The organism is Nguyenibacter vanlangensis (genome assembly GCF_038719015.1).
Lineage (GTDB): Bacteria > Pseudomonadota > Alphaproteobacteria > Acetobacterales > Acetobacteraceae > Gluconacetobacter > Gluconacetobacter vanlangensis.
The window spans coordinates 3,927,047-3,951,374 of sequence record NZ_CP152276.1; the positions used below are offsets into that span (position 1 = coordinate 3,927,047).

30 protein-coding genes and 6 pseudogenes are annotated in these 24,328 nt (G+C 62.3%); 12 read left to right on the forward strand and 24 right to left on the reverse strand.

Annotation, left to right across the window (positions count from 1 at the left end):
• The first annotated feature begins 2 nt into the window (after positions 1 to 2).
• Both AAC691_RS18260 and AAC691_RS18265 read left to right on the forward strand, forming a co-directional pair.
• The gene (locus tag AAC691_RS18260) at positions 3 to 449 is read left to right on the forward strand and encodes a MarR family transcriptional regulator (protein ID WP_342627984.1); all 447 of its coding nucleotides are present in this window, start codon (positions 3 to 5) and stop codon (positions 447 to 449) included.
• Positions 450 to 516: 67 nt separating this feature from the next.
• Positions 517 to 1,353 carry an alpha/beta hydrolase gene (locus tag AAC691_RS18265; protein WP_342627985.1) on the forward strand — a complete coding sequence of 279 codons (837 nt, stop codon included), beginning with the start codon at positions 517 to 519 and terminating at the stop codon, positions 1,351 to 1,353.
• A gap of 196 nt (positions 1,354 to 1,549) precedes the next feature.
• Here AAC691_RS18265 and AAC691_RS18270 read toward each other — a convergent pair whose 3' ends face one another.
• Positions 1,550 to 1,915, reverse strand: coding sequence for a hypothetical protein (locus AAC691_RS18270; RefSeq protein ID WP_342627986.1), 366 nt, complete (start codon positions 1,913 to 1,915; stop codon positions 1,550 to 1,552).
• Between the two features lie 257 nt (positions 1,916 to 2,172).
• Positions 2,173 to 2,403 (reverse strand): annotated as a pseudogene (locus AAC691_RS22380) (NAD(P)-binding domain-containing protein); the annotation flags it as partial.
• Between the two features lie 101 nt (positions 2,404 to 2,504).
• Between AAC691_RS22380 and AAC691_RS18280 the strand changes: the two are divergent.
• Positions 2,505 to 2,909: a helix-turn-helix domain-containing protein gene (locus tag AAC691_RS18280; RefSeq protein ID WP_342627988.1), complete on the forward strand. Its 405-nt coding sequence runs from the start codon at positions 2,505 to 2,507 to the stop codon at positions 2,907 to 2,909.
• 359 nt (positions 2,910 to 3,268) lie between these two features.
• Here AAC691_RS18280 and AAC691_RS18285 read toward each other — a convergent pair whose 3' ends face one another.
• The 7 genes from AAC691_RS18285 to AAC691_RS18315 all read right to left on the reverse strand — a co-directional run bounded on the left by AAC691_RS18285 (position 3,269) and on the right by AAC691_RS18315 (position 8,124).
• Complete coding sequence (locus tag AAC691_RS18285) at positions 3,269 to 4,687, reverse strand: DHA2 family efflux MFS transporter permease subunit (RefSeq protein ID WP_342627989.1); 1,419 nt, start codon at positions 4,685 to 4,687, stop codon at positions 3,269 to 3,271.
• Complete coding sequence (locus AAC691_RS18290; RefSeq protein WP_342627990.1) at positions 4,668 to 4,997, reverse strand: hypothetical protein; 330 nt, start codon at positions 4,995 to 4,997, stop codon at positions 4,668 to 4,670. The genes AAC691_RS18285 and AAC691_RS18290 overlap by 20 nt, the downstream gene beginning before the upstream one ends.
• Position 4,998: 1 nt before the next feature.
• Positions 4,999 to 5,562, reverse strand: a complete 564-nt coding sequence (locus tag AAC691_RS18295; protein ID WP_342627991.1) for a cysteine hydrolase — start codon at positions 5,560 to 5,562, stop codon at positions 4,999 to 5,001.
• 67 nt (positions 5,563 to 5,629) lie between these two features.
• Positions 5,630 to 6,067 carry a MarR family transcriptional regulator gene (locus AAC691_RS18300; protein ID WP_342627992.1) on the reverse strand — a complete coding sequence of 146 codons (438 nt, stop codon included), beginning with the start codon at positions 6,065 to 6,067 and terminating at the stop codon, positions 5,630 to 5,632.
• 45 nt (positions 6,068 to 6,112) lie between these two features.
• Complete coding sequence (locus AAC691_RS18305; protein WP_342627993.1) at positions 6,113 to 6,397, reverse strand: hypothetical protein; 285 nt, start codon at positions 6,395 to 6,397, stop codon at positions 6,113 to 6,115.
• Between the two features lie 408 nt (positions 6,398 to 6,805).
• The gene (locus tag AAC691_RS18310) at positions 6,806 to 7,621 is read right to left on the reverse strand and encodes an alpha/beta hydrolase (RefSeq protein WP_342627994.1); all 816 of its coding nucleotides are present in this window, start codon (positions 7,619 to 7,621) and stop codon (positions 6,806 to 6,808) included.
• A 101-nt stretch (positions 7,622 to 7,722) separates the two neighbouring features.
• Positions 7,723 to 8,124 (reverse strand): nuclear transport factor 2 family protein, encoded by a 402-nt coding sequence (locus tag AAC691_RS18315; protein WP_342627995.1) that lies wholly within the window; start codon positions 8,122 to 8,124, stop codon positions 7,723 to 7,725.
• 113 nt (positions 8,125 to 8,237) lie between these two features.
• On the opposite strand from AAC691_RS18315, the gene AAC691_RS18320 reads away from it, so the two are divergent.
• Positions 8,238 to 8,804, forward strand: coding sequence for a helix-turn-helix domain-containing protein (locus AAC691_RS18320; protein ID WP_342627996.1), 567 nt, complete (start codon positions 8,238 to 8,240; stop codon positions 8,802 to 8,804).
• A gap of 21 nt (positions 8,805 to 8,825) precedes the next feature.
• On the opposite strand, the gene AAC691_RS18325 is transcribed toward AAC691_RS18320, so the two are convergent.
• The 6 genes and pseudogenes from AAC691_RS18325 to AAC691_RS18350 all read right to left on the reverse strand — a co-directional run.
• Complete coding sequence (locus tag AAC691_RS18325) at positions 8,826 to 9,662, reverse strand: aspartyl protease family protein (protein ID WP_342627997.1); 837 nt, start codon at positions 9,660 to 9,662, stop codon at positions 8,826 to 8,828.
• Between the two features lie 72 nt (positions 9,663 to 9,734).
• Positions 9,735 to 9,894, reverse strand: a pseudogene (locus AAC691_RS18330) (IS3 family transposase); the annotation flags it as partial.
• A gap of 176 nt (positions 9,895 to 10,070) precedes the next feature.
• Entirely contained in the window at positions 10,071 to 10,646 is a 576-nt protein-coding gene (locus AAC691_RS18335) for a carboxymuconolactone decarboxylase family protein (RefSeq protein WP_176638451.1), read from the reverse strand.
• Between the two features lie 114 nt (positions 10,647 to 10,760).
• Positions 10,761 to 11,477, reverse strand: a complete 717-nt coding sequence (locus AAC691_RS18340; RefSeq protein WP_342627998.1) for an SDR family oxidoreductase — start codon at positions 11,475 to 11,477, stop codon at positions 10,761 to 10,763.
• Positions 11,478 to 11,533: 56 nt separating this feature from the next.
• Positions 11,534 to 12,130, reverse strand: coding sequence for a peroxiredoxin-like family protein (locus AAC691_RS18345; RefSeq protein WP_342627999.1), 597 nt, complete (start codon positions 12,128 to 12,130; stop codon positions 11,534 to 11,536).
• A 184-nt stretch (positions 12,131 to 12,314) separates the two neighbouring features.
• Positions 12,315 to 12,488 (reverse strand): annotated as a pseudogene (locus AAC691_RS18350) (alkene reductase); the annotation flags it as partial.
• Between AAC691_RS18350 and AAC691_RS18355 the strand changes: the two are divergent.
• Both AAC691_RS18355 and AAC691_RS18360 read left to right on the forward strand, forming a co-directional pair.
• Positions 12,467 to 12,634, forward strand: a pseudogene (locus AAC691_RS18355) (IS3 family transposase); the annotation flags it as partial. The pseudogenes AAC691_RS18350 and AAC691_RS18355 sit on opposite strands and share 22 nt — an antisense overlap.
• A 37-nt stretch (positions 12,635 to 12,671) precedes the next feature.
• Positions 12,672 to 12,914 (forward strand): annotated as a pseudogene (locus AAC691_RS18360) (transposase); the annotation flags it as partial.
• A gap of 105 nt (positions 12,915 to 13,019) precedes the next feature.
• Here the strand turns inward: AAC691_RS18360 and AAC691_RS18365 are convergent.
• Positions 13,020 to 13,964, reverse strand: coding sequence for a LysR family transcriptional regulator (locus AAC691_RS18365; protein WP_342628000.1), 945 nt, complete (start codon positions 13,962 to 13,964; stop codon positions 13,020 to 13,022).
• Between the two features lie 435 nt (positions 13,965 to 14,399).
• Between AAC691_RS18365 and AAC691_RS18370 the strand changes: the two genes are divergently transcribed.
• From AAC691_RS18370 to AAC691_RS18385, 4 genes are read left to right on the forward strand one after another with little or no spacing between them, the layout of a single operon-like run.
• Entirely contained in the window at positions 14,400 to 14,543 is a 144-nt protein-coding gene (locus AAC691_RS18370) for a hypothetical protein (protein ID WP_176638447.1), read from the forward strand.
• Positions 14,543 to 15,391, forward strand: a complete 849-nt coding sequence (locus tag AAC691_RS18375; RefSeq protein ID WP_342628001.1) for an NAD(P)H-dependent oxidoreductase — start codon at positions 14,543 to 14,545, stop codon at positions 15,389 to 15,391. Before AAC691_RS18370 ends, AAC691_RS18375 begins: the two co-directional genes overlap by 1 nt.
• Positions 15,392 to 15,403: 12 nt before the next feature.
• Positions 15,404 to 16,630 (forward strand): MFS transporter, encoded by a 1,227-nt coding sequence (locus AAC691_RS18380; protein ID WP_342628002.1) that lies wholly within the window; start codon positions 15,404 to 15,406, stop codon positions 16,628 to 16,630.
• A complete protein-coding gene (locus tag AAC691_RS18385; RefSeq protein WP_342628003.1) occupies positions 16,627 to 17,640 on the forward strand; it encodes an NAD(P)-dependent alcohol dehydrogenase in 1,014 nt (337 codons plus the stop codon). The genes AAC691_RS18380 and AAC691_RS18385 overlap by 4 nt, the downstream gene beginning before the upstream one ends.
• A 280-nt stretch (positions 17,641 to 17,920) precedes the next feature.
• Here the strand turns inward: AAC691_RS18385 and AAC691_RS18390 are convergent.
• The 5 genes and pseudogenes from AAC691_RS18390 to AAC691_RS18410 form a co-directional block, all read right to left on the reverse strand.
• Positions 17,921 to 18,058 (reverse strand): annotated as a pseudogene (locus AAC691_RS18390) (P-type conjugative transfer ATPase TrbB); the annotation flags it as partial.
• Positions 18,059 to 18,332: 274 nt separating this feature from the next.
• On the reverse strand, positions 18,333 to 19,007 hold the full coding sequence (locus AAC691_RS18395) for a DJ-1/PfpI family protein (protein ID WP_342628004.1): 675 nt from the start codon (positions 19,005 to 19,007) through the stop codon (positions 18,333 to 18,335).
• 169 nt (positions 19,008 to 19,176) lie between these two features.
• Entirely contained in the window at positions 19,177 to 19,728 is a 552-nt protein-coding gene (locus AAC691_RS18400; RefSeq protein ID WP_342628005.1) for a peroxidase-related enzyme, read from the reverse strand.
• 154 nt (positions 19,729 to 19,882) lie between these two features.
• Positions 19,883 to 20,794, reverse strand: a complete 912-nt coding sequence (locus tag AAC691_RS18405; RefSeq protein ID WP_342628006.1) for a LysR family transcriptional regulator — start codon at positions 20,792 to 20,794, stop codon at positions 19,883 to 19,885.
• A 67-nt stretch (positions 20,795 to 20,861) separates the two neighbouring features.
• Positions 20,862 to 21,770, reverse strand: coding sequence for a LysR family transcriptional regulator (locus AAC691_RS18410; protein ID WP_342628007.1), 909 nt, complete (start codon positions 21,768 to 21,770; stop codon positions 20,862 to 20,864).
• Positions 21,771 to 21,900: 130 nt separating this feature from the next.
• Between AAC691_RS18410 and AAC691_RS18415 the strand changes: the two genes are divergently transcribed.
• A complete protein-coding gene (locus tag AAC691_RS18415; RefSeq protein ID WP_342628008.1) occupies positions 21,901 to 22,758 on the forward strand; it encodes an alpha/beta fold hydrolase in 858 nt (285 codons plus the stop codon).
• A gap of 67 nt (positions 22,759 to 22,825) precedes the next feature.
• Positions 22,826 to 23,218, forward strand: a complete 393-nt coding sequence (locus AAC691_RS18420) for a nuclear transport factor 2 family protein (protein ID WP_342628009.1) — start codon at positions 22,826 to 22,828, stop codon at positions 23,216 to 23,218.
• A 110-nt stretch (positions 23,219 to 23,328) separates the two neighbouring features.
• Here AAC691_RS18420 and AAC691_RS18425 read toward each other — a convergent pair whose 3' ends face one another.
• Genes AAC691_RS18425 through AAC691_RS18435 form a run of 3 tightly spaced genes read right to left on the reverse strand, consistent with a single transcriptional unit; the run spans position 23,329 to position 24,280 of the window.
• Positions 23,329 to 23,586, reverse strand: coding sequence for an SOS response-associated peptidase family protein (locus AAC691_RS18425; RefSeq protein ID WP_342630268.1), 258 nt, complete (start codon positions 23,584 to 23,586; stop codon positions 23,329 to 23,331).
• Positions 23,538 to 23,858, reverse strand: coding sequence for a hypothetical protein (locus AAC691_RS18430; RefSeq protein ID WP_342630312.1), 321 nt, complete (start codon positions 23,856 to 23,858; stop codon positions 23,538 to 23,540). The genes AAC691_RS18425 and AAC691_RS18430 overlap by 49 nt, the downstream gene beginning before the upstream one ends.
• Positions 23,852 to 24,280 (reverse strand): hypothetical protein, encoded by a 429-nt coding sequence (locus tag AAC691_RS18435; protein WP_342628010.1) that lies wholly within the window; start codon positions 24,278 to 24,280, stop codon positions 23,852 to 23,854. The genes AAC691_RS18430 and AAC691_RS18435 overlap by 7 nt, the downstream gene beginning before the upstream one ends.
• Positions 24,281 to 24,328 lie beyond the last annotated feature (48 nt).

Sequence of the window (24,328 nt, forward strand, 5' to 3'; positions counted from 1 at the left end):
CGATGCTGCCGGTCAGCCAGCCTCTCGGAATCGATCAATGCAATTGCTTCGCCATCAGGAAGGCGAACCGGCAGGTCTCCCGCTTCTACGATGCCCACCTTGAGCCGACGGGCCTGCGCATCACGCAATTCCTCACCTTGGCGGCCCTGAACGAGGTAGGGAGCGCGGCGGTTAACGCTCTTGCCGAACGGTTGGACATCGAACGGACGGCGATGGGCAAAATGGTCGGGTTTCTGGAACGGGACGGCTTGGTCTGTATCAGGCCCTCTGCCACGGACGGCCGAAGCCGCCTGGTCGAACTCACCGAGGCGGGCCGCCGCCTTCACGACGAAGCGGCGCCCCTTTGGCAGGAAGCTCAACGACAATTCGTGCAACTGAACGGCACGAAACAGGTTGCCACGTTGCAGGGGGCCTTGAAGAGCATTGTGACGGGCGATGATGGCCCGTGAAACGAGGTGCTTGCCTTTAGCCGGTCGCACCCCGCATAACATTCATCACCCGCAAGGAGAGCCGACCATGACATTCGTGACGACCAAGGATGGCGTGAACATCTTCTACAAAGATTGGGGACCGAAGGACGCCCAGCCGATCATGTTCCACCACGGCTGGCCGCTCAGCGCCGACGATTGGGACGCGCAGATGCTGTTCTTCCTCGGCCAGGGCTACCGCGTCATCGCTCATGATCGCCGCGGCCACGGACGTTCGAGCCAGGTCGGCGACGGTCATGACATGGACCATTATGCGGCCGACGCCTCCGCGGTCGCCGAGTCCCTGGACTTGAAGAATGCCATCCATGTCGGTCATTCGACCGGAGGCGGCGAGGTCGCGCGCTATGTCGCCCGGTATGGTCAACCGCAAGGCCGGGTAGCCAAGGCGGTCCTGGTCAGCGCGGTTCCGCCGTTGATGGTCAAGACGGACCACAATCCCGGCGGCACGCCGATCGACGTCTTCGACGGCTTCCGCGCGGCCTTGGCCGCCAACCGGGCGCAGTTCTTCCTCGATGTGGCTTCGGGGCCGTTCTACGGCTTCAACCGTCCGGGCGCGAAAATCTCGCAGGGCGTCATTCGGAACTGGTGGCGCCAGGGAATGATGGGGAGCGCCAAGGCCCACTACGACGGTATCAAGGCGTTCTCGGAGACCGACCAGACCGAGGATTTGAAAGCGATCACAGTGCCGACGTTCTGCATCCAGGGCGATGACGATCAGGTCGTGCCCTACAGGAACGCGGTCGAGTTGCAGGTCAAGCTGATAAAGTCCAGCACCCTCAAGGTCTATGCGGGGCTTTCGCATGGCCTGCTGACCGTGAATGCCGACCGCGTCAATCCCGACCTGCTCGCATTCATCCGTGGCTGAGCTTTGATCCTGGACCGTTGAAGGTCCATCAAGTCGGCGCGAGGGGCACAGTGCCCCTCGCGTGCAAGTTTAGCCGCGGGGCGGACTTTCCGATCCGGCGGAATTTCCCGCCGTAACCGCTCATCTTTTGCCGCAAAATTGTGTTGGCAAACCGCTGCACAAGGTGAAATCATTACTCCTTAACACAGACCACCTATCATGATGGTGAGGCGACTCTGTCTTTCACCGCGTCACGCCGCCGTTGCTTCCGAAGAGCGATCGTCGCCGCCAGGCGCAAGATGGCAAACCAGCTTGCCGGCCGCAGCTTGTCCAGTCCCGCCAAAATTCTCGACGCCCGGACGAGTTGGTCCGCCGGGTAATCCTCCGGCAGCTTCGAGAGAATTTCCGTTGCTTTATCGCGGTTGCGCTTGGCCATTTCCCGATCGGCGCGCGCGAGCAACATGCGCAGTTCTGTCCTTGTCGCATCGGTGCAGTAGGCTGGCTGTCCTGGCTGTTGGCGCCACGATTCTGCGAGGGAGCCGGCGTCGAACGCGTCGAACCCAAATGCCTCCACAAGAGCCATGATGGCTCTGCGGCTCGCCAAATCATCGCCAGCGACCGGTAGTGCGATGCGGCGCCGTCTCCTGCGGGCCTACATTGATCGGCCAGCCGGGATGCCATGATGCTGTTGAACGCTTTGACCACCGGTACGCCGAGCTTTCGGGAGATCCATTGAGACTCCGGAAGGCCCTGGTCGATTTCCGGGATCGCCCCATCACGTCGCGGGTAATAATTGCCGGCATCGACAATGATCGCGTCGCCAGGAAGCGAGCTGACGACCGATTTTGGCAGATCGGGAACACGACCGAACGGGATGGCAAGAACAAGGACCGCGGCACCCGCGGATATGTCCGTAATGTCGATGGGCTCGGCGCCTGTGCTTTTGGCGACATCCCGAAGGCTCGCCGGACCTCTCGAATTTGCAATCCGGACAACGTATCCGAGCGCGACAAGCCGCTTGGCCAGGCCTTGTCCAACAGGGCCAGCGCCAATAACGCCAATTTGCTGCATTTGGGTTCCCTTTCATAACTCTTGATAGTTACGAAGGTATACTGCTATGGGGTTTCCACAAGACGGCACGTTTTTGTGCTTCGGTTACAAGGAGAGAACCGATGCCACCGACGGCAAATGGACAGTCGCAGGCAGATGTGGAGCCGGTCGCTTCGTGCGCACCGCATGATGTGCTCACTCACCTTGGCGATAAATGGACGATTCTTGTGTTATCGATGCTCGCTCAAGCTCCGGACAATCGCGCAAGGTTTTCGGAGATAAAACATGGGGTGCGGGGAATTTCTCAGAGAATGCTGACTTTAACTCTGAGGATGCTGGAACGAAACGGAATCGTATCAAGACATTATTTTCCAGAAGTGCCGCCCCGCGTTGAGTATCAACTGACTTCCATGGGGAAGAGCATGCTGCATCCGATCGAAGTCTTTACGAGTTGGATCAAGGAGAACTGGCCGGCCATGGAGCAAGCGAGAGGTGCTTACGATGCTGCCGCGAGTGTCTCGAGTTGAGCCGATGCAGTTCAATGGTTTCTACCCGTTTTCAAATCACTTTTTGGAATTATTCGCCTTAGCCGGAACCACGAATTGTTCGATTCTGTCAGCAATTTTTTATTTATAGGCGAGCTCCCTTATTGTGCCCGAAGCCCTGGTTAACGCCACCATCATCTCGGCTGACGCCGGAGACATACGCGACGGACGCCGCCTGATTGAACGGGTGCCCGGCCTCGGCCGCGGGCCGCTCGCCGAAGGCTCCGGTGTTCGGATGCGACGATCGCCCAGCGAAGCTCCCGGAACTCATCCGTGCGGCAGGAACGGCCGCATCCTGCTTGTGCCGCAAGGCACGCAGATCTCCGCGCGACATCCACCTATCATTCTCGTGTTTCGACGTCGCTTAGCCGGCGTGGCAACTGGATTGCGCCAAGAAAGGTGAATGCGTGGAGGCCGCAGAGAATCAGAAACGTCCAGGCATATGCGCTCGAAACGGCGTGATCGGCGGCGTGCGGTCGCAGCTTCCAGGCCAGGAAGGTTGCGCAAACGGTCGTCATTGTAGGGCCGCCGAGACGTTGAACGATGTTCAGCGAGGTCGTCGCCATCGGTATTTTCTGTCGGCTGACCGAAGCATAGGCTGCCGTCAGCGATGGCAGGCCCACCCCGCTCATACCCATTCCCCTCAAAAGCAGAGCGGGTATGAGCACCAGCAGATTCAGCCCTCGGGTGGCGAGGTAAAGCATGGGCAATGTGGCGACGAGTGTCAGGAGAGCGCCCCCTGCGGACACGCGCCGAATGCCGAACCTATCCGTCAGCGCGCCCATGAAGGGATTGGCGAGCATCATGCCGATGCCCAGCGGCGCCAGCATCCAACCCATTTCGCCCGGCGTTCGGCCACATGCCTGGATGAGGAACGCCGGGATGAGCATCTGGCCGGCGAACATGCCGCCGTTTGAGAGGAATTGCGTGATGGCCGCCGTGGAGAAGACCTTGCCTTCGAACAGGCGCAGGTCGATCAGCGCATCGTCGCCCTTTCGTCGCGCCGTCCACAAGAAGCCGACCATCATCGCGATTCCGCCTGCCAGAATGACGCGCCCCACCATGTCGTCGAGACGCTCGGAGCCGTACAGGAACAGAACCAAGCCGGGCGAGAGCAGCGTGAGACCGAACCAGTCCAACGTCCGTCGCGTCGTCTCATGCCGGTCGCTGGGCAGGAGCAGGATCACCAACACAAGGGCGACCGCCCCGACCGGCAGATTGACCAGAAACAGCCAGCGCCATGACGCATATTGCAGGATGGCGCCGGCGATGATGGGACCGAGGACCGGCGCCAGCAGGACCGGCAGCGCCATATAGCCCGCTACGCGGGCCATGTGCTTGCCTGCGGCCCGCGCGATCATCATCTGGGTCATGGGCGCCAGGAGGCCGCCGCTGATGCCTTGCAAGACCCGGAATCCGATCAGCGAGGGCGCCGACCAGGCAAGGCCGCATAGTGCCGAGAAGAGTGTGAATGCCGAGAAGCACCACAGATAAAGCGCCTTGGCACCGATGCGGTCGACCAGCCATCCGTTCAACGGCAGAACCAGGGTGAGCGCCAACAAATAGCCGCTGGTGACCCACTGTATCGTCGACAGGCTGCTGTTCAGCTCCGTCGCAAGGCTCGACAGGGAGACGTTGACGATCGTCGCATCCAACTGTGCGAGCAAAGCCCCGAACAACGCGACGCCCGCAATTTTCCAGACCGAGGGATCGAGCCGATCGCCCGCTCTATCAGCCGTTTCAGAATCGTTCTGTTGCATGGCCGCCGTTGAACCGGCCGAAGTGCCGCGCCGAGAACAGGGAGATCAGGAATGCGCCGGCGCCCAGGGCGACCATGTCTGTCGTATTCCTCAACTGGAAATCCCCGACGCGGCAGACCAGCAGGTAGCCGACGACGATATTGAAGAAGCCCCAAAGCACATTGGTGGTCGAAGAGGACAGGCCTTGTCCTGGCGGCATTGCGAATGGGCTCTGGAATGGCCGTCCCATCATACCGCTCACGACATGCGGCACCGCATTCGCCAGGAAGAAGCCCCCGAAGAAATAAGCAAGAAGTGGGAGCCAGGACATGTCAGGCGCCCCGTGTCGATAGGAGGTCGATAATGTCTTGGGTTGTGGCGGTCTCGCCGAGCTTTGGAAAAATCCGCTCAACGCTGTTGGCATGCGCCTCCGCGCCGAGGTCGGTCATGGCGTCGACGGCGAGGGTGACATTGAAACCGAGTTCGTGGGCCTGGCGTGCGGTCGATTCGACGCCGACACTCGTCGCGACGCCGCAGACCACGACGTGGGTGACGCCGGCGGACTTCAGGTAATCCTCAAGCCCGGTGTTGGTGAATGCCCCCCAAGTTTTCTTCGACACAAGATGATCCTGCGGCTGCTGATTCAGGTCCGGCAGCAATTCGGACCAGTCCGGCGGAAGGCCGCCGCCCGAACGGCTCTGCTCCGTCCGACCCGGCGCCATCCCGACGACATTGACCAGGATTACGGGAAGATCACGTTGACGGAAGGCGTCAGCCAAACGGCTGGCGTTCTTCAACACCTCAGCGAAGGGATGGGCGCTGGGCATCGAGGCGACGATCTTCTGGAGATCGACAACGATCAGGGCGGTTCTGGGGTCGAGCTGAGTCGCAGCCATGATGGCCTCCACGGATTCGATGTTTGATTGTTGCCGCAGGCTGACCTGGGGCTCCGAGCGCATGAGGTCAGGACTCGCCGACCTGCCGGATGACGGGGATCGCAGCGACGAGCGCTTCCCGTTGAGCCGGATCGAGTTTAGCGAGAGCGCGCACCAACCAGTCCCGCTTCATGGCGCGATGCTTCGTCCTCACCGCTGCGCCAGCCTCGGTTAGCGCGAAAAGTACCTGACGGCGGTCGGTCGGATGGGGCTGCCGCTTGACCAGTCCCTCCTGCTCGAGGCTTCCTAAGATGACGCCCATAGACTGCGGCTTCATCAGTTCTGCGCGCGCCAGGTCTGCCGTGTTCATCGGACCGCCCTGCTCGAGGCGCGACAGCACACCCATCTGCGAAAGAGCCAGCTCGGTCGGGTTCGCCTCGGTGCGAAGCCGTCGCAGCACCCGGCTGATAGCGGTCGTGAAATCCTTGGCGACGATTTCTAATGATCGGTCAGTTTCATCCGTCATACCCCATGCATATTATAAGACAGACTAACTTGCAAGTTTATCTGTTTATTGCGATTGGCGCCGCAGCACGGTCAACTGACGCGGCCCGGCGTGGGCTGCGGCATAGGCCACCGCCTCGTTGGCCTCATCCAGTCCGAATTCGGCAAGGCGATACGGACGCCGCATTCGGACAGTTCGGTTCACCGGCGATGAAGCGCACGACCGAAGGTCGATCTGCGACGCGGCCGGCGAGCCGATCGATTTGGTCCTGGATTTCCTGGCAAAGTTTTCCAATGTCTCCTGACTGCGGCCAGTGACCGCGACCCGCCCCGCGCTCATCGCCAATGCCATCGCGATTCCTGCGCCGCCGAAGCCCCCGGTTCCGCCGTTGACGACAAGCGTCTCGCCAGCCTGCAGATTGCCTGCAAGTAGACCTCCGGAGGGAACCAACAGTCGGGCGAGGGCCGTCCATCGTCCGGCGTCGGTTGCCTCGATCTGACCGATCGGCGTGTCTCGCCGATCGGGTATCTGTCGGCCTGGCGTATGTTGCTGGCCAAGGCCGCTCTCGTGTCGAGCAAGCGGCCAATGATGGAAGTGGCCGAGATCGCGGGTTTGGATCGGTCAGCGCGTTCAGCACCGCGTTCAGCCGCGTCACAGGATTGTCGCCGACGGTTTACAGCCAATTGGCGGCAAGCTGAGGCGAGTCTTCAAAATTGCCGCTGGCCCGACCTTTCTGGAGATCGGACGCGTTCGCCGCAGTCAGCCGCCGTGAACCCGCAGCCACCCGGCGACGCGGTCGATCACCGGCTGTTCGATGTCATAGTAGCCGTGCGGCGATAGCGAGCCGCACGCGCTTTGCGACCGCTGGGCGCCGCCGCTGACCGGTAACAACTGCACACTCGGAGAGTGGATCATGGCCGCGACGATGCGCTCTGCCATTGCGGGAGGCGCCACGTCGCAAGCATCGTCGCGGTTGGCGACGATCAGGGCGGGGACCCGCACGTCCTGCGGCCTGGCATCGAAGACGGTCTCCGTGCTGCGACGCCCGGGAACACTCACCGACTCGGTCAGCACCACGCCTGCAATCAGCCCAGGCCCAGCCCGGGCGGCGGCGTTCATCGCCGCGATCGTTCCTTGGCTGGTGCCGACCAGGAACACCGGCGCCTGAAACCGATCCCGAGCATAGTCAGCTACGTCATCCACCAGGCGGCCGTATGCGGGAGAACTGCGCACGCCGCGCAGGTTCGCCTGATCGATGGTGTCTGGGATCACCACGGCATAGCCCTTCGCCACCCAAGCCGCCCGCGTGCGGACGACGAAATTGTTGTCGTGCCGCGGATCGCCGTCGCGCCCTACGCCAACGTCGCCCGTTCCCCCCGGGAGCATGACCAGCGTGGCGCGCGGACGAAGCGGCGCATCGAGCAGCACACGCTGGGTGACTCCATCGCCTGATGGCAGATCCACAACTTGTTCACCGGCGGCGGAGGTCGACCACGCCGGCTCGGGCTGCGCAAGGGCCGGAGTGGATACGGCAAGTAAGACTGTTGCGGCAGCGAGTAGCGAAAAGTTCAGCATGGCGAACCATCCCAGTCCTCCGTTTGTCGCTCCGCTACACCGCAGGGGATGAACGACGAGGGTGGGTGCCCAAGAAGAGACTGCCGTCCCGAACGCCGCCTTCATTCGGCTACGATGGACGATAGCTGACGTGGATTCATATAATCCCGGAAATGTACGACCTTGCCGTCCCGGGTCTTGATGAACCAGACGTAGGAGATTTCCCTGACCGTGTCGTCGGCAACGCGCCGGTGATGTCCCGTGGCTTCGACGATCAGTTCATCATCCGCTACCAGCGCCCGCACATCGCTGAGCGCGCCGAAGCGGATGAGCGATGGCAACCGGCTCATATAGCCCGCGATGGCGTCACGCCCGACAAGCTCACGCGGGGCGCCCTCGGGTGCAAATGAAAATTCGTGAACTGCCTCGGGTGCGTAAATCGTCATCCATCGCCCGATATCTCCCGCGCGAAGCCCTTCGAGCGCCTGTTCGAACCAGTCCGGCAAACAAGATGTTGGGGTCATGAGGCAACCTCGCTATAATTCGGACCATGGGTCCAACAGCCTCTTCTATATCGGACTATCAGTCCGAAACGCAAGCCGTGCGGCGTGGGCGTCGCCCGCTTTCCCCTGTCGCGATGCTGGCGGCCGCCGACAGGCTGTTCGCCGCAAGCGATGTTCCGGGGAACGTGACGATGGACGCCATCGCGGCCGCTGCCGGGGTTGGCAAGGGGACGCTCTTTCGCGCCTTTGGCAGCCGTGACGGGCTTCTCGATGCGCTTTGGGCGTCCAAGATCGCGGCCTTACGCGAGGAGGTCGAGCGGGGTGCGCCGCCGTTCGAAGCCGCCACGACGCCAGAGGAGCGGCTTGTGGCGTTCCTGGATGCGATTCTGATGTTCAAGCTGGACAACCGGCATCTGATCCGTGCCCGCGAGGTCGGCGCAGGTCTTCTGCAATCACCTCACTACCGCTGGATGCACAAGATCGCGCAAACGCTTATCGAAGATGCCACGAGCCCAACGACGGCGGACGACTCGCTCTATGTCGCCCACGCGCTGCTGGCTTCGCTGCATATCGATCTCATCGACGAACTGCTCGCGAGCGGTCTTTCGCTACAGGCGATCCGGCGCGCACAGGCCATGCGTGTCAGGGCTGTGGTCGACCACGCCGGCTCGGGCTGTGCGAAGCGCTCCGACCGACGATAGTGGGCCGGGGCCCGGCGCTGGCTACTGCTGAGCCGGCGCCAGCCAACCCTTCCCCTGCGCCAGATCAAGCGTCAGATCCCAGTGGTCCAGAAAGCCGCGTCCGATATCGCCGTCCAAGATAAGGTCGCGAACGATCGCCGCATCCCGCACCGTCACACCGGGACGAAGTGGCATGGTGAGGGGCTGAGGCTTGTCCTCCCCCGCCTTCACGCCCACGAGATCCGCGACGTGGGCGGCGATCAGGGTCGGACCATTGTTGCCGGTGTCCAGCTCCATCCAGGCGGGGCCATCGGCTGTCGGCACGGCCACGTCCACGGTAAGGGCGGCGCCTTGTGCGTCGCGTACGGGCCGTACGGTGATCCCCTGAGCGGTCTTGATGCGAGCCTCTCGGCTAGCGCTGGTTTCCAGCACGAGGCGGTGAAGGTGCGACTGGATCGTCACGGTGTGCCCGGCAAAGAGGTCCAAGCCGATGCCGCCACTCAGGGGCTGCGTGCCCGGGGGTAAGAACTTCATGAGATCGACGACAATGACTTCCGGCGCCTTGGCCTGAAAGCCGCCAGCCCGGAACGTGGCGGCGTTACAACGTTGGCTGTCCAGCCGCTCTCCGATCGCCCGAAACCCTGTGACACGTCCCCAGGGCTTGCAGCCGATAATGGCTGCAACCGTCGGTGTGACGGCGCTGACGCCCCAGCCGGTGTCAAAGAGAAAACGCCCAAGATGGCCATCGACGGTGACATCTAACGCCAACCCCACACCTGGCACTTCTTGCAAAGGCAAAACGTCGGGCGAGTCGGCCATGGCCGGCTCGCTTATCATGAACGCGCAGGCCAGAACTGCGGTTAATTTGGGAAGTTTCACGACGATCTCTTGCAATCCGTTGAACAGGAGGCGTGAACCGCTCCGGGATTGGCGGAGACCGGTTTGCACAAATTAGGCTGCCATAGGGACACGGTCTATAGCGGCGTAGAACTGTTGTTCGGCCTCGGCCGGCGTGATGTTGCCGATGGGCTCGAGGATGCGGCGGTTGTTGAACCACCCATTCCAGCGTCGCATATTCGACGGTATCGAACGATCGCCACGAGCCGCGCCTGGCGCGATGACGGCGGCGTCGACTGGGGCTTCGGTCGCAATCGGGGGTTGGGGCTCTGAGATGATTCGCACCGCACTACAGCGTCGTCGCCTGCCGATGGCCCCATCAAAAAGGGCACGGACCTGACGCGCTTAAGCTTCCGCCTCCCACTGCCATGGAAGGCGGGCATTGTGCGGCTATGCGATGGCGTGAAGCTTGCCCGGCGCGGTCCATTCGGCGCCCTTCATGAAGTCGTCGTTGGGAGTGGCCGCCAGGTGGTTGGTGTAGTTGGAGATGAGCTTGGTGGCCGCCAGGACCAGCACATCGAGCACGGACTGGTTGGTGTAGCCCGCGGCCTTGAAGGCGGCCACGTCCGTCTCACTGACGACACCGCGCTGGCGGGTGATTTTGGCAGCAAACTGCCGCAGGGCCTCCAGCTTGCTATCGGCGATGGCGCGGCCTGCCCGGATCGCTTCGATATCGGCCGGGTTCACCTTTGCCATCTTAGAAAGATTGGTGTGCCCCGCCATGCAGTAGGTGCACTCGTTTTCGTAAATGATCGAGAGATAGGCGATATTCCGTTCTTGAGCGGTGAAGCTCGTCTTCTCCGCGATACCCCACAGAGTGGCATAAGCTTCCAGGGCGGCGGGACTTTCCGCGAGCACGCGGTGCAGATTGGGCACGAAGCCCCACGCCGCCTGGACCTCATTGAGGATTTGGGCCGACTCAGTGGGGGCTGTCGTCGCGTCGAGAAGCGTGAATCCGTTGATCATGGTGAGCCTCCGTTCGAGGAAGGCTGAGAGATGAGGGCGCGCCAGCACGGCCGGTCGCCTTGATCCGTCGACGAGCGCCGACGCGCTAGCCGCGGTGTTTCTGCTGGCCAAAGGTCAGAAGGCAGATTTGCCGATAGATGCGCCGCCATCGACATGCAGCGCCTGTCCCGTGACGAAGCCCGCATCTTCGGACAGAAGAAATGCGATCGCCGCGGCGATCTCGTCGGGCTTGCCGAAGCGCCGCATCGGCACCGCCGTAAGATAGCGGCGCTCTCCGTCGGAGCCCGGCGGATTATTGGCGCGGAAGAGTTCCGTCTCGGTCGGTCCCGGTGCGACGGCATTGACGGTAATCCCCGTCTCGGCAAGCTCCAGCGCCCAGCCTCGGGTAAAGCTGGTCAGGGCTGCCTTGGCGGCCGCATATGCGGTACGCTGGATGCTTCCGAGCACGGTCAAGCTGGTGATATTGACGATACGTCCCCAGCCGCGCGCTTTCATGCCGGGCAGAAACACCTGGGCGCTTTGTACGGCGGGATGAAGATTGACCCGCATCACCTCATCGAGCGTCGGGAGATCGACCGCTCCCAGCAATTGCGGGCGAACGAGGCCGACATTGTTGACCACACCATCGACCTCGAAACGGCCGCTGAGATCGGTCAGCACCGCATTGGTCGCGGCACCGTCCCCGAGGTCGATGGGCACAAGCTCGCCCGGAAAGTCGTCGGTCCGGTGGCGGGCGATGCCGATGACGTGGTGCCCAGCTTTAACCAGGCGATGGGAGAGCGCCAAGCCTATGCCCTTGCTGGCGCCGGTGACGAGGAACGTACGAGACATCAATTTGCACTCCGTCCGGGGCTCCGGGCGCGTTGAAGATCGGAGCCCGCGTTTCCTCAGGCCGTGGCACGCGCCGCGTGACGAAGCGCGGGCAGCATGCCCGCGGGTTCAGGACGGCGTGTGTAGTCCGGGTTCACCTCGGCGTAGAGGATGACGCCGTCCTGACCGATGACGAAGCGGCCCGGCATCGGCAGGGTCCAGCTGTCATCGCCATTGAAGGACGGCAGATCGTTCTTGAGGTCCTTGTAGAGGTCGACAAGATAGTCAGGCATGGCAAAGCGCAGACCAAAGGCGGCGGCAACGTCGTTGTGCTCGTCCGAGAGGATCGGAAAGGAAAGTTCGTTCTGGCGGACCGACTTTCGGCTGTTCACCGAGGTTTGCGGTGAAATGGCAATCAGGCTCGCGCCGAGCTTTTCGAAAGCCGGGAGCGCCTCCTGAAGCGCCTGCAATTCCATGTTGCAATAGGGGCACCAGACACCGCGATAGAAGCTCACGACCAGGGGGCCATGGGCGAGCAGATCGCGCGAGGAGACCGGTTTGCCGTCCGGGTCGTTCAACGTGAACGCGGGCATCTTGTCACCGGCCTTGAGCGCGCGGCCGGCAGCGCCCGAGGCGATCAATTCCGCCGTCGCCCGATGCATGGTCTCGATCACCGAATAGGGCACGTTATACGGCGGCTTGCCCGCTTCGAAGTCGCCCTTGAAGGCGTCGAGCTTCTCTTGAAGGGTGATGATGGCGCTCCCTGATTGGCGTCTTGATGTGACGAGAATGATGCGCCCCGGTGGGGCTGCGTAGGCGGCTTTCCCGAATAGGCGTTATTCCTGAGAGGAATGCGGATCAGGCTGCGTCTGCGCGGAAGGGGTAATCCGTGTAGCCGCGCTGATCGCCGCCGTAGAAGGTCGACCGGTCATAGCGGTTGAGCGGCAGAGAGAGCCGAAGGCGCTCGGGAAGGTCCAGGTTGGCGATAAAGGCGCGGCCGAAGGCGACGGCATCCGCGCGGCCCGTGGCGATCGTTCGATGCCGTCGAATATGCGACGCTGGAAGGGGTGGACTGGTTCAACAACCGCCGCATCCTCGAGCCCATCGGCAACATCACGCCGGCCGAGGCCGAACAACAATTCTACGCCGCTATAGACCGTGTCCCTATCGCCGCGTAATTTGCCCAAACCGGTCTCCGCCAATCCCGGAGCGGTTCAGTTGCGTGGTGCGCTGGCTGACCTCGGCCGATGGACGATCGAGATCGTCAAGCGCAGCGATCGGGCCGAAGGCTTCGTCGTCCTGCCGAAACGCTGGATCGTGGAGCGCAGCTTTGCATGGCTCGGGCGCTACCGCCGCCTCACGAAGGATGTCGAGGCAACAATCTCGTCATCCCACGCGTGGTTGATGATCGCCCATATCCGCAAAGTTCTGCGGAAAATCAATCAGACCGCTTTCTGATTCAGGCTCTAAGAGACTGATATCAATGGAACAGATACCAAGGCATGGTCGCCCAGGGATTTCCGACGGCAGGCGAAGTCGAAGTGCGACATGAATGACGGCATCTTAAGCCGACCGCGCCGGCTGGGCTGCCACGGACCTGCGTTTATCATTTTCCCCGACCAGATTTCCAATCAGGTTTCGGACCCAGCGGTGGCCTGCATGCCCATGACATCTCTCGTGCCAAATCAGGCTGACATTGAATTGCTCACCTAGCCAGGGCAGGTCAACCATCGTGAACTTTTCTGATTGTCTAAGAAATAGCCGCCTGGGCACGAGAGCAACCAAATCGCTGTCTGAGACGATCTCCGGCAGGAACAAAAAGGAGGCCGCTGATACGACGACGTTGCGTCGATAGCCAAGTGTCGCCAAAGCGCTGTCCACTGGCGTTTCGAAGCCGCCGCCTTGCGGTGAGACCACGACGTGTTCCAATTCGACATATTCGTTTATTGTCATGCCCGATTTCAGCCGAGGATGACTGTGCCTTCCTACGAGGACATAACTTTCATCGAATAGGTGGTACGTCCGCAAGTGCGCGGCCGACCGTTCGGGAGTAGCGATAACGAGATCGACTTCTTTATTCCCCAATTGCTGCTCGATCAGCTCGGGTACCAGATGCCGTACCGCCACCCGTACTCCCGGCGCCGTCTGCCGGAGAGCCAAGACGAACGGCATCACCACTGCTGCCTGGATGTAGTCAGAACAGCCGATCGATACGGTCAGTTCTGCCTTGCCTGGATCAAAGTCCTGATGAGAATGCAGCGCGTTGCGCACGTGATCCAGCGCGTCTCTCAGTTGCGGCGCAAGTTCGAGTGCCTTGGCGGTCGGGATCATGCCTCGACGCGTCGGGAGCAGAAGCGGGTCGTCAAACAAATCCCGAAGCCGTGCCAGTTGCGCGCTTACAGCCGGCTGACTGAGATGCAGTTTAGTTGCCGCTTTCGTGACGTTTTGTTCGGTAAGCAGCACTTCGAGTGTCGCCAAGAGATTGAGGTCGATGCGACTGTCATCCACGCCGTCTATTCCTGGTCGCCGTTTAATCGATTTCATATATGATGGTCGTGGCGCGACACGTCAACGGCTTGGGCCGCTTGACCGGAAGGTGTCTGTGTTCGCGTCGGACCGCTTGCGACGAAAGCGATCGGCGCTGTTCTCACGATTGGTAGATGACCGCCAAACTGGAGCGTGTTGAGCCGCGCCTCGGCGACGGGCCAATGCACACCCCGTGCAAGTGCCGCAAACGTCGCGATCAGCGACTAGATATGCGTCATTTGGATACCATGGGTTAAGATAATCGATTTCACAAATCTCTGTCAGATGCCCATGTTGATGCTCGTCGGGCTTCCAATCCCGATCCGGAGGCATCGAGTGATCTTAGTCAGCATCCCATACCCGAATAGCCTAGCGCGCGGTTTGGCGCGAATCGCTGCAACGACAAGCATTCTGCTTGTGATCGAGGAGCCTCGCCGCGCCATCGACAGCGTAAGTGTCGAAATCGATGTCGGCACCACCGAGCCCAGCGCGCCCGCGCAGGCACGCAAATTTCTCGAAGATGTCCGTGTCACCAGCGCGCAAGCCCTGGCGAGAAATTGATGCCGATCGGCAACATCAATCAAGCGGACAAAGCTCCCAACAACTACGGAGATCATTTCGTGAGAAGAAATATTCTCGTCGTTTACGCGCACCCTGAACCCACCTCGCTGACACGGCAGTTGGTCGACGTGACCGCTGAGACGCTGTCGGCGGCGGGGCACACCGTGGTCCATTCCGACCTCTACGGCATGAAGTGGAAGGCGGTGTACGACGCCGATGACTTTCCGACGCGCGACAACCCCGAACGGCTGTCGTTCATCATGGAATCGGGCCATGCTTACGCAAGCGGGCGTCAGACGCCAGACGTGATCGCCGAGCAGCAGAAGCTGCTCGAGGCCGATGCTGTGGTCCTACAATTCCCGCTGTGGTGGTACGGCGTGCCCGCGATCCTGAAGGGCTGGATAGAGCGGGTCTATGCCTTCGGTTTTGCCTACGGCTATCAGAATGGCTCCAACGAGTTCCGCTTTGGCGAGGGCATCCTCAAGGGCAAGCGAGCGTTGGTCAACGTGCAGGCAGGCGGCCCAGTGGTCGATTATGGCCCGCGGGGTATCAACGGGCCGATCGAGCAACTGTTGTTCCCGCTGACTCATGGCGCGCTGTTCTACCCCGGCATGGACGTGCTGCCGACGCACGCGGTCTATGGCGCGGGTCAAATTTCCACGGCGGAAGAAGTGGAGGCGATCAAGGCAGCATGGCGTGTGCGTCTCGCCGGGCTATTCACCGACACGCCGATTCCCTTCCGGTCGCAAAACGGCGGCGACTTCCCCGATCGCCACACCATGGCCGACCATGTTGCGCCGGGCCAAACCGGCCTCGTCGCGCACTTTGCCGATCTGGTCGACTCATAAAGAGCGACACCGATGTCGCCCGCATTGATCGCGCTTGCCGTGGCGGCCTTCGCCATCGGCACTACGGAATTCGTCATGATCGGGCTTATCCCGGATGTCGCGCGCGATCTTACGGTAACGATACCCCAAGCCGGTCTGCTTGTGACTGGCTATGCCCTGGCCGTGACCGTTGGTGCGCCGACGGTCACGGCCCTTACCGGGAGGCTTCCCCGCCGCGGGCTTGCGGTTGGGCTGATGGGCCTATTCACGCTCGGTAATCTGCTTGGCGGCGCTGCGCCGACTTATGAAGTGCTGCTGGCCGGGCGGATCATGACCGGAGTGGCGCACGGCGTGTTCTTCGCAGTCGGCGCGCCGATTGCGATGAGCCTGGCGGATCGTGAGCGCGGCGCGCAGGCGGTGGCGATGATGTTCGCAGGGCTCACCCTTGCAATGGTGATCGGTGTCCCGTTCGGCACAATCGTCGGACAGAGCCTTGGGTGGCGCGCACCGCTGCTGGCGGTGGCTGTGCTCGGATGCCTCGCGACAGCGCTATTGCGACTTTTGTTGCCGCGGGAAATCCCCCACGCTCGGCCCGCCGGATTGCAGTCGCAGTTCGCCGTACTGGCGAAGCCCCGCCTCCTGGCGCTCTATTTCATCGCCATGACGGGGTTCGGCGGATCATTCGTGGTTTTCACCTTTCTCGCGCCGCTGCTGATGGAGGTCACCCATGTGTCTCCGGCCGCAGTCAGCTTGGCGCTTATGGCATTCGGCGCAGCTGCGATGGTCGGGAATTTTGGCGGGGGCCGGCTTAGCGATGCACTCGGCACGCGGCGCGGCCTGACAGCAGCGCTGGTCGGTCTTGTCCTGGCGCTTGCGGCGCTGCCCTTTTCGGCCCCGCACGTCCTGACAATGTTCACCAACCTGCTCCTCTGGTCTGCCTGCTGCTTCTGTCTTGGCCCCATCGTTCAGTCGGGCGTGGTCGCGGCCGCGGAAGAGGTCGCGCCCGACGCGGTCGCGACTGCTTCGGGCTTCAACATCGCCGCGTTCAACTTCGGCATCGCAACATTCTCGGCGATCGGCGGTCTGCTCGTGGCCGGCCCCGGTATCATGACGACGCCCTGGGGGGGCGCAGCTGCTGGCTGCGCTGCGCTTGTCGCCAGTTTGTTCGTCCGCTCGCGGCAGCCGGGGCGCATGCCGATTTCCGGAGAAAGGTCCGGTTCTGCAGCCCGATCAACCATTAATGAAAGCACTGTCTTATGAAGACCTACGTCGTGCGCGCCCCCGGCGGTTTAGATCGTCTCGAAATCGTCGAGCGGGATGACCCGGGCGAGCCCGGACCCGGTGAAGTACGCGTGGCGATCCACGCGACCTCGCTCAATTTCCATGACTTGCTCGTCGCTAACGGCGGTATCCCTACCGAAGATGGTCGTGTCCTCATGGCCGATGGCGCTGGCGTTGTCGAGGCAGTGGGCGCAGGCGTTGCCGAATTTACCCCGGGCGATCATGTCGTTTCGACTTTCTTTCCGCACTGGATCGCCGGCAGACCCTTCACCGCAGTCGGCAACTTCGCGGGGACGCCAGGCGATGGGATCGACGGCATGGCGGCGACGCATGTCGTGCGCCCTGTCTCGGCCTTCACCCGGGCGCCCAAGGGCTGGAGCCATCCCGAAGCCGCGACTATTACCACCGCCGGGCTTACCGCTTGGCGCGCGCTCGTCGTCGACGGCGCGCTGCAGGCGGGTCAAACCGTGCTGACCATGGGAGGCGGCGGCGTGTCAATCGCCGCACTTCAACTCGCCAAAGCGATGGGTGCGAATGTAGTAGCCACCTCGTCCTCAGACGAAAAACGCGAGCGCCTACGCGCGCTCGGGGCAGATCACACGATCAACTACAAAGCCACGCCCGAATGGGGCAACGAGGTCTTGCGGCTGACGGGCGGAGAAGGCGTGAGCCATGTCGTCGAAATCGGCGGGCCGGGCACCTTGCCACAGTCGGTCAGGGCCACACGGGTTGGCGGGCATATCGCGCTGATCGGCGTGCTCACCGGGCGCGAGGGTCAGGTGCCGACGATGGAGCTGATGCGCAAGCAAATTCGCCTGCAGGGATTGATCGTCGGCAGTCGGCGCGATCAGCAGAATTATATCGCAGCGCTTGAAGCGACCGGCGTCCGTCCCGTCATCGACCGCAGCTTTGCCTTCGGGGAGTTGCCCGAGGCCTTCGCCTATCAGCTGAGCGGCGAACATTTCGGCAAGATCTGCGTCGAATGGTGAAGGGTGAAGCCTCTTTTCGCGCAGAGGCGGCCCCTTCGGTGGGGCGCTCGGCACGGAGCGAGCGATGAGCAGAATCGGGCTGTCAGACGCGACGGCGACCGACGATCTCGCCGGATCGCGCGGCACCGGATGCCCACCATCGCGCAGGGATATATCGAGAGCGGCACGGGCGCCGACATGGGCTGCGCCGCAATTGCGACGCACTGGACGCGCGTACGCTGAGATCCCGCTATATGCGCGACGTTGCCGCGCGCTCGATCGCGACGGAACTCTTTGGCCGAAGCCGGCCGTCGGGATTGAGCATCACCTCGACGATCGAGGGGTCTTCGAGGAAGGCGGCGATTGCCGGGCCGAGCGCGGTGCGCAGCATGCGCGCGCCGCGTGAGAAGGCCTCGGAATGGAGCGGAGCTGCCGCCACGATCGTCCCCGTCGTTGGCCAATCGCGGCATGCGGTTGGCGACGGGGATGATTAGAAAAGGAAGAAAATGGGGTGGTTCAACAAGTATTCAGATGGCGTAGTGGCGTGGCGCAGAGCAGAGAAAAAATACTTGCGCCATGCGAAGTAGATTCTTTCGTTGATGTGAGCGCCGGGCGTGCACGATCTCTACGTCACGACGCGATCTTGCCGAATGTTGTGAGCGTGGCGCATCAATGGGCGAGTCTTGCATCGTGCAAAACCCGCCCACCGGGATCTAGCGTCCGCGGCCCGCAAAGGCCTCCACGCGCTGACGAGCGTCGCCCATCAACTTTCCCATCTGGTCGATCGTCATGTAGCGAATGTGGGTCGGTGCGGTGTCCGCGTTGCCGGCATCGAACGGCGGCTGCGGGTCGTATTCGAGCGCGAGCTGCACGCATTGCGCCGTGTCTTCGTCGCGCAGCTCGGAGATGAGGGTCAGGGCGAAATCCGCGCCCGCCGTCACGCCACCGCCGGTGATAAGGTTGCCGTCGCGTACCACACGCGCTTTCTCGGGGACGGCGCCGAAAGCGCGCAGCAAATCGAGCCACGCCCAATGCGATGCCGCACGGCGGCCGGTGAGGAGCCCTGCGGCCCCGAGAATGATCGAGCCCGAGCAGACCGATGTGATGTAAGTGGCCGTCTTGGCCAAGCGTTGCACGGCCGAGAGGTACTGCGGGTTTTCCATCGCGTTGATGCAGCCGAGCCCGCCGGGGACCAGCAGCACGTCGCATTGCTCGATGGTGTCGAGGTCGGCAAGTTGGTCGAACACCAGGCCGCCAGTCTTTACCGGCGCGCCGCCGATCGAGGCGACGATCACCGTGATGTCGGGTACCAATGTGAGGAACTGATGCGGGGCGGTGAAGTCGAGCTGCGTCACTTCATCGTAAACGGGGATCACGACCGTGGTCATGCGAGTGTCCTTTGGCCCCCCTCTCGGGCGGCCTTGCTGTTTGGGATTAGTGGGAGTGGCCTCTCGCGTTACGTCGGCACGCGATGGGCGGTTTTTGGTTTCGATTGCGGGCAACCGGGACGGGCCCGCGGCAGGTAGGCCGGGCGCGGACGCCCGGCTTATCCACGCATCAGGCGGCCTTTCGCACGCTGAGCGGCGGGAAAGCTGAATCGCGTTCCGTCGCGAAGGTGTTGTTGAAGATGTTGGTGATGAAGCTGAAAGCAGTCTCGGCGACGATATCGATGATCTGCTGATCGGTGAAGCCGGCAGCGCGCACTTCCTCGACGTCGGCGGCTTCGATGTGGCCGCGCGACTTGGCGATCTTGTAGGCGAACTGCAGCGCTGCGTCGGCCTGCGGATCGGTTGAGTGACCGTCGCGGTTCAGCTCCATGTCGTCGGCGGCGAGGCCCTGGAGTTTTCCGCCGAGGAAGGTGTGGGCGGTCAGGCAGTAGCTGCAGCCGTTCACCTCGGCGGTCATGATATGGATGCGCTCGCGGGTCTTGTGACCCAGGCTCTTGCCGAGCGTCGCGTGCATGTCGGCGATCGCCTTCAGGGCGTCCGGTGACTGCGAAATCATCGCGAAGAAGTTGGGGACCAGGCCGAGGACCTGCACATAGTTGCGCAGGATGGGCAGGGATTTGGCGGGTGCTTCTTCGATCGTGGGGATGGCGATGCGGGCCATTGTCTTTCTCCTTTGAGCGGGGCCACCTCGGCTCCGGTGAGGAGAAAATGCGACATTACGGCCAAACTAATAATACGCTCATTTCGAGACTATTGCTTTCACTGGGTGAAAGAAGATCGAGCGCCCAATAGGGTTGTCGCTCGGCTCTGAAAGGCTACCCGGCCTTCAGATCCGAAAGCGCTGCGCGGAGCTGGCTGGCGGCTAGGTCAAGGAAGACGCGCATCTTGAGCGGCATCTGACCACGGGCTGCATGGATCAGATGCACAGGGATAGGATCGACGTCGAAGTCGCCGAGCACCTGCACCAGCGTTCCGGCGCGCAGGGCATCCGCGCAGTGATAGCGATAGAGCCGGCTGAAGCCGGTGTTGCGCAGCGTCGCCTGCAATGCGGCCTCGGCCGACGTGACGGACAGGCGAGCGGTGATGTCGACAGCAAAATCGCGCTTTGCCCCCGCATCGCGAAAGGTCCAGGTCGTCGTCGCTGGGCCCGCAAAGATGACGCAGGGCAGCTTCTCCAAGTCCTTTGGATGCTTGGGGGTGCCGTGGCTGGCCAGCAACTCCGGCGAGGCGCAGACCAGCGTGTCCATCGTACCGACACGCGTCGCGATCATGCTGCTGTCCGGCAACGCGCCGAGACGCACCGCCATGTCGACGTGATCGTCATAGAGGTGGAGGTTGCGATCGGAGAGGAGCAGGCGGACGTTGATTTCAGGGAAGGAGGCGAGGAAGTCCGTGACGATTGGCAGGATATATTTCTGGCCGAACAGGAATGGCGCCGTCAGCACCAGCTCGCCGCGCGGGCGATTATATTCACCCGATGCGGTTCTTTCGACCTCATCGATCTGCTCCATGATCCGCTTGACGCCCTCGACGTAACTCGCGCCGGCGTCGGTCAGCGTGAGCTTGCGAGTCGAGCGTTGGAGGAGCTTCGTCCCCAGATGCGCCTCAAGGTCGCTGATTTTCCGGCTGACGGTCGGTAGCGGGATGTTCAGCTCCTTTGCGGCGGCAGTCATGCTGCCCCTCTCCACGGCCAGCAGCACGATCGACATCGCTTCGAGGCGATCCACTTATTTCACTCCATGTAATTTCACGGAGCCAGTCTAGTTCTTATTGCGCCTGCTGTAACTATGCCGGTTAGCCGAGCGTCGCCTGGGCTATGCGGTCGCGCAGGCGGGGAACGACAAAATCGACGAAAGCGCGGAGCTTCAACGGAAGGCGGTTCTGCCGGTCATAAACGAGATGCACCGGCCGCGGCGACGGCTCGAAGCCCTCAAGCACGACGGCCAGGCGCTGCGCTCGGACCAGTTCGGCGACCTGGTAGGAGACGGCACGGACGAGACCCGCGCCGGCGAGGGCGGCATCAATCGCCGCGTCAATCGTGTTGACGCAAAGACGGGCCCTGAAAGTCGCGTTCACCGGGACACCTTCGGCCTCGAATGACCAGGTGGTCGGCGCAGACACGCTTTCGAAGCTGATCACGTTGTGCTGCGCCAGCTCCTCCAACGTTTTGGGGATGCCCTGCGTCGCAAGGTAAGTCGGGCAGGCGCACATGACCCTTCGCACCGATCCGAGGCGGGTCGCGATCAAGTTGCTGTCCGGCAGGTCGCCGATTCGCAAGGCGACATCAACCTGGTCGTCGAGGAAGTGGGTCACCCGATCGGTCAGCTCCAGTTTCACGGCGACGTCGGGGAAGGCTTCAAGGAAGCGCGTTACCACGGGCAGCACATGCAGCCGGCCGAACATGATCGGCGCCGTCACCACGAGGTCGCCCTTGGGCTCGGTATATTCGCCGGCCGCAGCGCGCTCTACCTCGCTCAATTGCTCGAGGATGGCTTTGGCACCCGCGACGTAGGACCGGCCTGCCGGCGTCAATTCAAGCCCCTTGGCGGAGCGGATGACAAGCGTTGCGCTGAGATGCGCTTCCAGTTCCGCGACCTTGCGGCTGACCGTGGCGAGCGGCAGCCGCAATGTGCGGCTCGCCTTCGAAAGGCTTCCGCTCTCTACGGCTGCGAGCAGCACGGACATGGCGTCGAGACGGTCCAAAAGGCCTTCCGCTGAATGAGAGGTCTCCTACCGATATTAGCGTCTGCCTCTTAATCTCGGAAGGGGCGAAAAGGGTCTTCGAGAGGGACGGCAACCAAGCCGGTTCGTCCACGCCAAGGAGACCCACATCATGACCACCCAAACCTATCACCGCACCGCCACCGTCAACGGCCGCAAGATCTTCTATCGCGAAGCTGGCGACCTGGCCGCGCCGACTATCCTGTTGCTGCACGGCCTGCCCACCAGCAGCCAAATGTTCCGCGATCTGATCCCCGCCCTGGCTGACCGTTTCCACCTGATCGCCCCGGATTATATCGGCTTCGGCCACTCCGATGCGCCCTCGCGCGACGAGTTCACCTACACCTTCGATAATCTGGCCACTCACATCGCCGGCTTGGTCGATGTTCTCGGGCTGGAGGACTACATCCTCTACATGCAGGACTATGGCGGCCCGATCGGGCTCCGCCTGTTCACGCAGCGCCCGGAGAAGGTGAAGGGCTTCATCATCCAGAACGCCAACGCCTACATGGAAGGCGTCGGCGACGCGCCCAAGAGCGTGCTGCTGCCGCTGTGGGAGAACCGCACGCCCGAGACGGAGAAGCCAGCGCGCGACTTCGTGAGCATCGAAGGGACCAAGTTCCATTGGCTGGTCGGCGCCAAGGACCCCGAGGCGATCAATCCGGACAATTGGGTGCTCGATCAGGCGCTGCTCGATCGCCCCGGCGTGCAGGATTATCAGGTCGACCTGCTGGAGAACTACAAGTCCAACATCGCCCTCTATCCGGAGTGGCAGGCCGCTTTCCGCGAGCACACGCCGAAGACGCTCATCGTGTGGGGCAAGAACGACCCGTTCTTCATTCCGCCCGGTGCGCGCGCCTACCTCAACGATCTGCCTGACGCCAAGCTGGTCTGGCTCGATGCCGGTCATTTCGTCCTGGACGAAAACGGCCCGCAGGTCGCGACCGAGATCAAGACGGTTTTCGCCTAACGCTTTCACACAAGGCTGGTCGCACGGCTCCCGGCGGCCAGCCCGTTCCTGATCGAGGAGATCGGCCATGACTTCCCCAACCGACATCGTGAAATCCTTTTACGGCGCCTTGGAACGCGGAGATGCTCCGGCGGCGCTGGGGCTCCTCTCACCCGACATGGAATGGAGCGTGGTCGCCGGCTGGCCATACAAGCCTACCGGCCGCGGCCCTCAAGCAGTGGCCGAAGGCGTCCTCATGCCCGTGCTGAAGGACTGGCGTGATTATGCGCTGCACGGAAGCGACCTGTTCGCTGCTGACGGCGATAAGGTCGTCTCGATGGGCATGATGACCGGCACCCATGTGGTGACGGGCAAACGGCTTGAAGCTGCCTATGTCCATGTGTGGGAGGTCGCCGGCGGCCAAATCGTGCGGATGCGGCAGACCGTCGATACCGCCCGCGTGCTGGAGGCCAGGTCGTGAGCACGAACCCGGTCTGCGCTCTCACTCTACCGGGGGGCGTTGCGGGGTCTCCCGCAGATGGGGATGTGCCGGCGACCTCGGCGCCGGCCAGGGGGAAGGCTTTCCCCCGGCTAGATCAACGCTTCCTGCGTTCCGGCCGCCTTGCGCTTGACCCAAGGCTCGGGCGTCCGGTTCATCTCAATCAGTTCGTCAGGAAAGCAGCGTTTTTGGAACGACATCAGGTCGTCAAAGCTACCATGGAGCCAAGTGTCGTACTCGTTCGGCATCAACAGAACGGGCATCCGATCATGCACTGGCCGGATGGCCTCGTTGCAGTCCGTCATGGCGCCCGAATAAACCGGACCCCATTCCTCGCTGTCGCGCCACAATCCGCCCCAGCCAAAGATGGGCTGGTCTTTGACATTGAACCATGTGCGGTCTTCGAACCCTTCGCGCCCTCTGCTTCGGCAAAGCCCGTCACCGGGATGATGCAGCGCCATTCGGGTTTGCGCGCGAGATCGACCCAGAAGCCCTTGGCGAGATCGGCAATGTTGTTGACCGGGATGGGCTTCGATCCGGGCTTCATCATCTTCAATCGGACGGGAAAGCCCCAGGTCATCGACTGTAGAATGCGAGCGCCATCGCGTTCGCGCATCACCATGCCGGGCGTGCCCGGGTAGACTTCTTCACCGGCGTTGGAAGCTGGCGCTGTCGAGACGCCGAAGTGATCGGCAAGATCCTGCAGGCTGCTCTGCGGTCATCAGCCGTGGTCGAAAGAAGCCGGCCGCTCCAAGCGACGCCGTGCTCATCCACGGTTTGGGTCGTTGCTGCGGCGGCTGCGCGGGTTTCGCCGAGCCGAAGCAGCTCAACTGCCCACTCCTGACCGCGATTCGCGAAGCCAAAATCGATCGTGGCAGCGCCTTCTCCCGGAACTTCGTAAGTCGGTACGAGCCCGGCGCGATGCAGCGCGTATGCGAAGCGCAGCTCGAAGAGGCGATCTTTGTTCTGTCGTCCGACGCCGCCGTTAGCGTTGATTACTGCAATAATGGGCTGAGCAGCAGCAGAACCCGCCAGGTCGCTCATAGCCTTGATTGCGAGTTCAGCCTCTGCTTGGTGTCAAACGAATTGAAG

What these genes read in the sequence shown, in the direction of transcription:
- AAC691_RS18340 (WP_342627998.1), bottom strand. Translation starts at nt 11,477, where the DNA reads ATGTCTCGTACGTTCCTCGTCACCGGCGCCAGCAAGGGCATAGGCTTG.
- AAC691_RS18295 (WP_342627991.1), bottom strand. Translation starts at nt 5,562, where the DNA reads ATGGCTGCGACTCAGCTCGACCCCAGAACCGCCCTGATCGTTGTCGAT.
- AAC691_RS18375 (WP_342628001.1), top strand. Translation starts at nt 14,543, where the DNA reads ATGCCGATCGGCAACATCAATCAAGCGGACAAAGCTCCCAACAACTAC.
- AAC691_RS18305 (WP_342627993.1), bottom strand. Translation starts at nt 6,397, where the DNA reads ATGGCATTGGCGATGAGCGCGGGGCGGGTCGCGGTCACTGGCCGCAGT.
- AAC691_RS18430 (WP_342630312.1), bottom strand. Translation starts at nt 23,858, where the DNA reads ATGGTGATGCGCGAACGCGATGGCGCTCGCATTCTACAGTCGATGACC.
- AAC691_RS18395 (WP_342628004.1), bottom strand. Translation starts at nt 19,007, where the DNA reads ATGACCACGGTCGTGATCCCCGTTTACGATGAAGTGACGCAGCTCGAC.
- AAC691_RS18335 (WP_176638451.1), bottom strand. Translation starts at nt 10,646, where the DNA reads ATGATCAACGGATTCACGCTTCTCGACGCGACGACAGCCCCCACTGAG.
- AAC691_RS18420 (WP_342628009.1), top strand. Translation starts at nt 22,826, where the DNA reads ATGACTTCCCCAACCGACATCGTGAAATCCTTTTACGGCGCCTTGGAA.
- AAC691_RS18270 (WP_342627986.1), bottom strand. Translation starts at nt 1,915, where the DNA reads ATGGCTCTTGTGGAGGCATTTGGGTTCGACGCGTTCGACGCCGGCTCC.
- AAC691_RS18380 (WP_342628002.1), top strand. Translation starts at nt 15,404, where the DNA reads ATGTCGCCCGCATTGATCGCGCTTGCCGTGGCGGCCTTCGCCATCGGC.
- AAC691_RS18435 (WP_342628010.1), bottom strand. Translation starts at nt 24,280, where the DNA reads ATGAGCGACCTGGCGGGTTCTGCTGCTGCTCAGCCCATTATTGCAGTA.
- AAC691_RS18310 (WP_342627994.1), bottom strand. Translation starts at nt 7,621, where the DNA reads ATGCTGAACTTTTCGCTACTCGCTGCCGCAACAGTCTTACTTGCCGTA.
- AAC691_RS18260 (WP_342627984.1), top strand. Translation starts at nt 3, where the DNA reads ATGCTGCCGGTCAGCCAGCCTCTCGGAATCGATCAATGCAATTGCTTC.
- AAC691_RS18320 (WP_342627996.1), top strand. Translation starts at nt 8,238, where the DNA reads ATGCTGGCGGCCGCCGACAGGCTGTTCGCCGCAAGCGATGTTCCGGGG.
- AAC691_RS18300 (WP_342627992.1), bottom strand. Translation starts at nt 6,067, where the DNA reads ATGACGGATGAAACTGACCGATCATTAGAAATCGTCGCCAAGGATTTC.
- AAC691_RS18315 (WP_342627995.1), bottom strand. Translation starts at nt 8,124, where the DNA reads ATGACCCCAACATCTTGTTTGCCGGACTGGTTCGAACAGGCGCTCGAA.
- AAC691_RS18400 (WP_342628005.1), bottom strand. Translation starts at nt 19,728, where the DNA reads ATGGCCCGCATCGCCATCCCCACGATCGAAGAAGCACCCGCCAAATCC.
- AAC691_RS18280 (WP_342627988.1), top strand. Translation starts at nt 2,505, where the DNA reads ATGCCACCGACGGCAAATGGACAGTCGCAGGCAGATGTGGAGCCGGTC.
- AAC691_RS18290 (WP_342627990.1), bottom strand. Translation starts at nt 4,997, where the DNA reads ATGTCCTGGCTCCCACTTCTTGCTTATTTCTTCGGGGGCTTCTTCCTG.
- AAC691_RS18415 (WP_342628008.1), top strand. Translation starts at nt 21,901, where the DNA reads ATGACCACCCAAACCTATCACCGCACCGCCACCGTCAACGGCCGCAAG.
- AAC691_RS18285 (WP_342627989.1), bottom strand. Translation starts at nt 4,687, where the DNA reads ATGCAACAGAACGATTCTGAAACGGCTGATAGAGCGGGCGATCGGCTC.
- AAC691_RS18265 (WP_342627985.1), top strand. Translation starts at nt 517, where the DNA reads ATGACATTCGTGACGACCAAGGATGGCGTGAACATCTTCTACAAAGAT.
- AAC691_RS18385 (WP_342628003.1), top strand. Translation starts at nt 16,627, where the DNA reads ATGAAGACCTACGTCGTGCGCGCCCCCGGCGGTTTAGATCGTCTCGAA.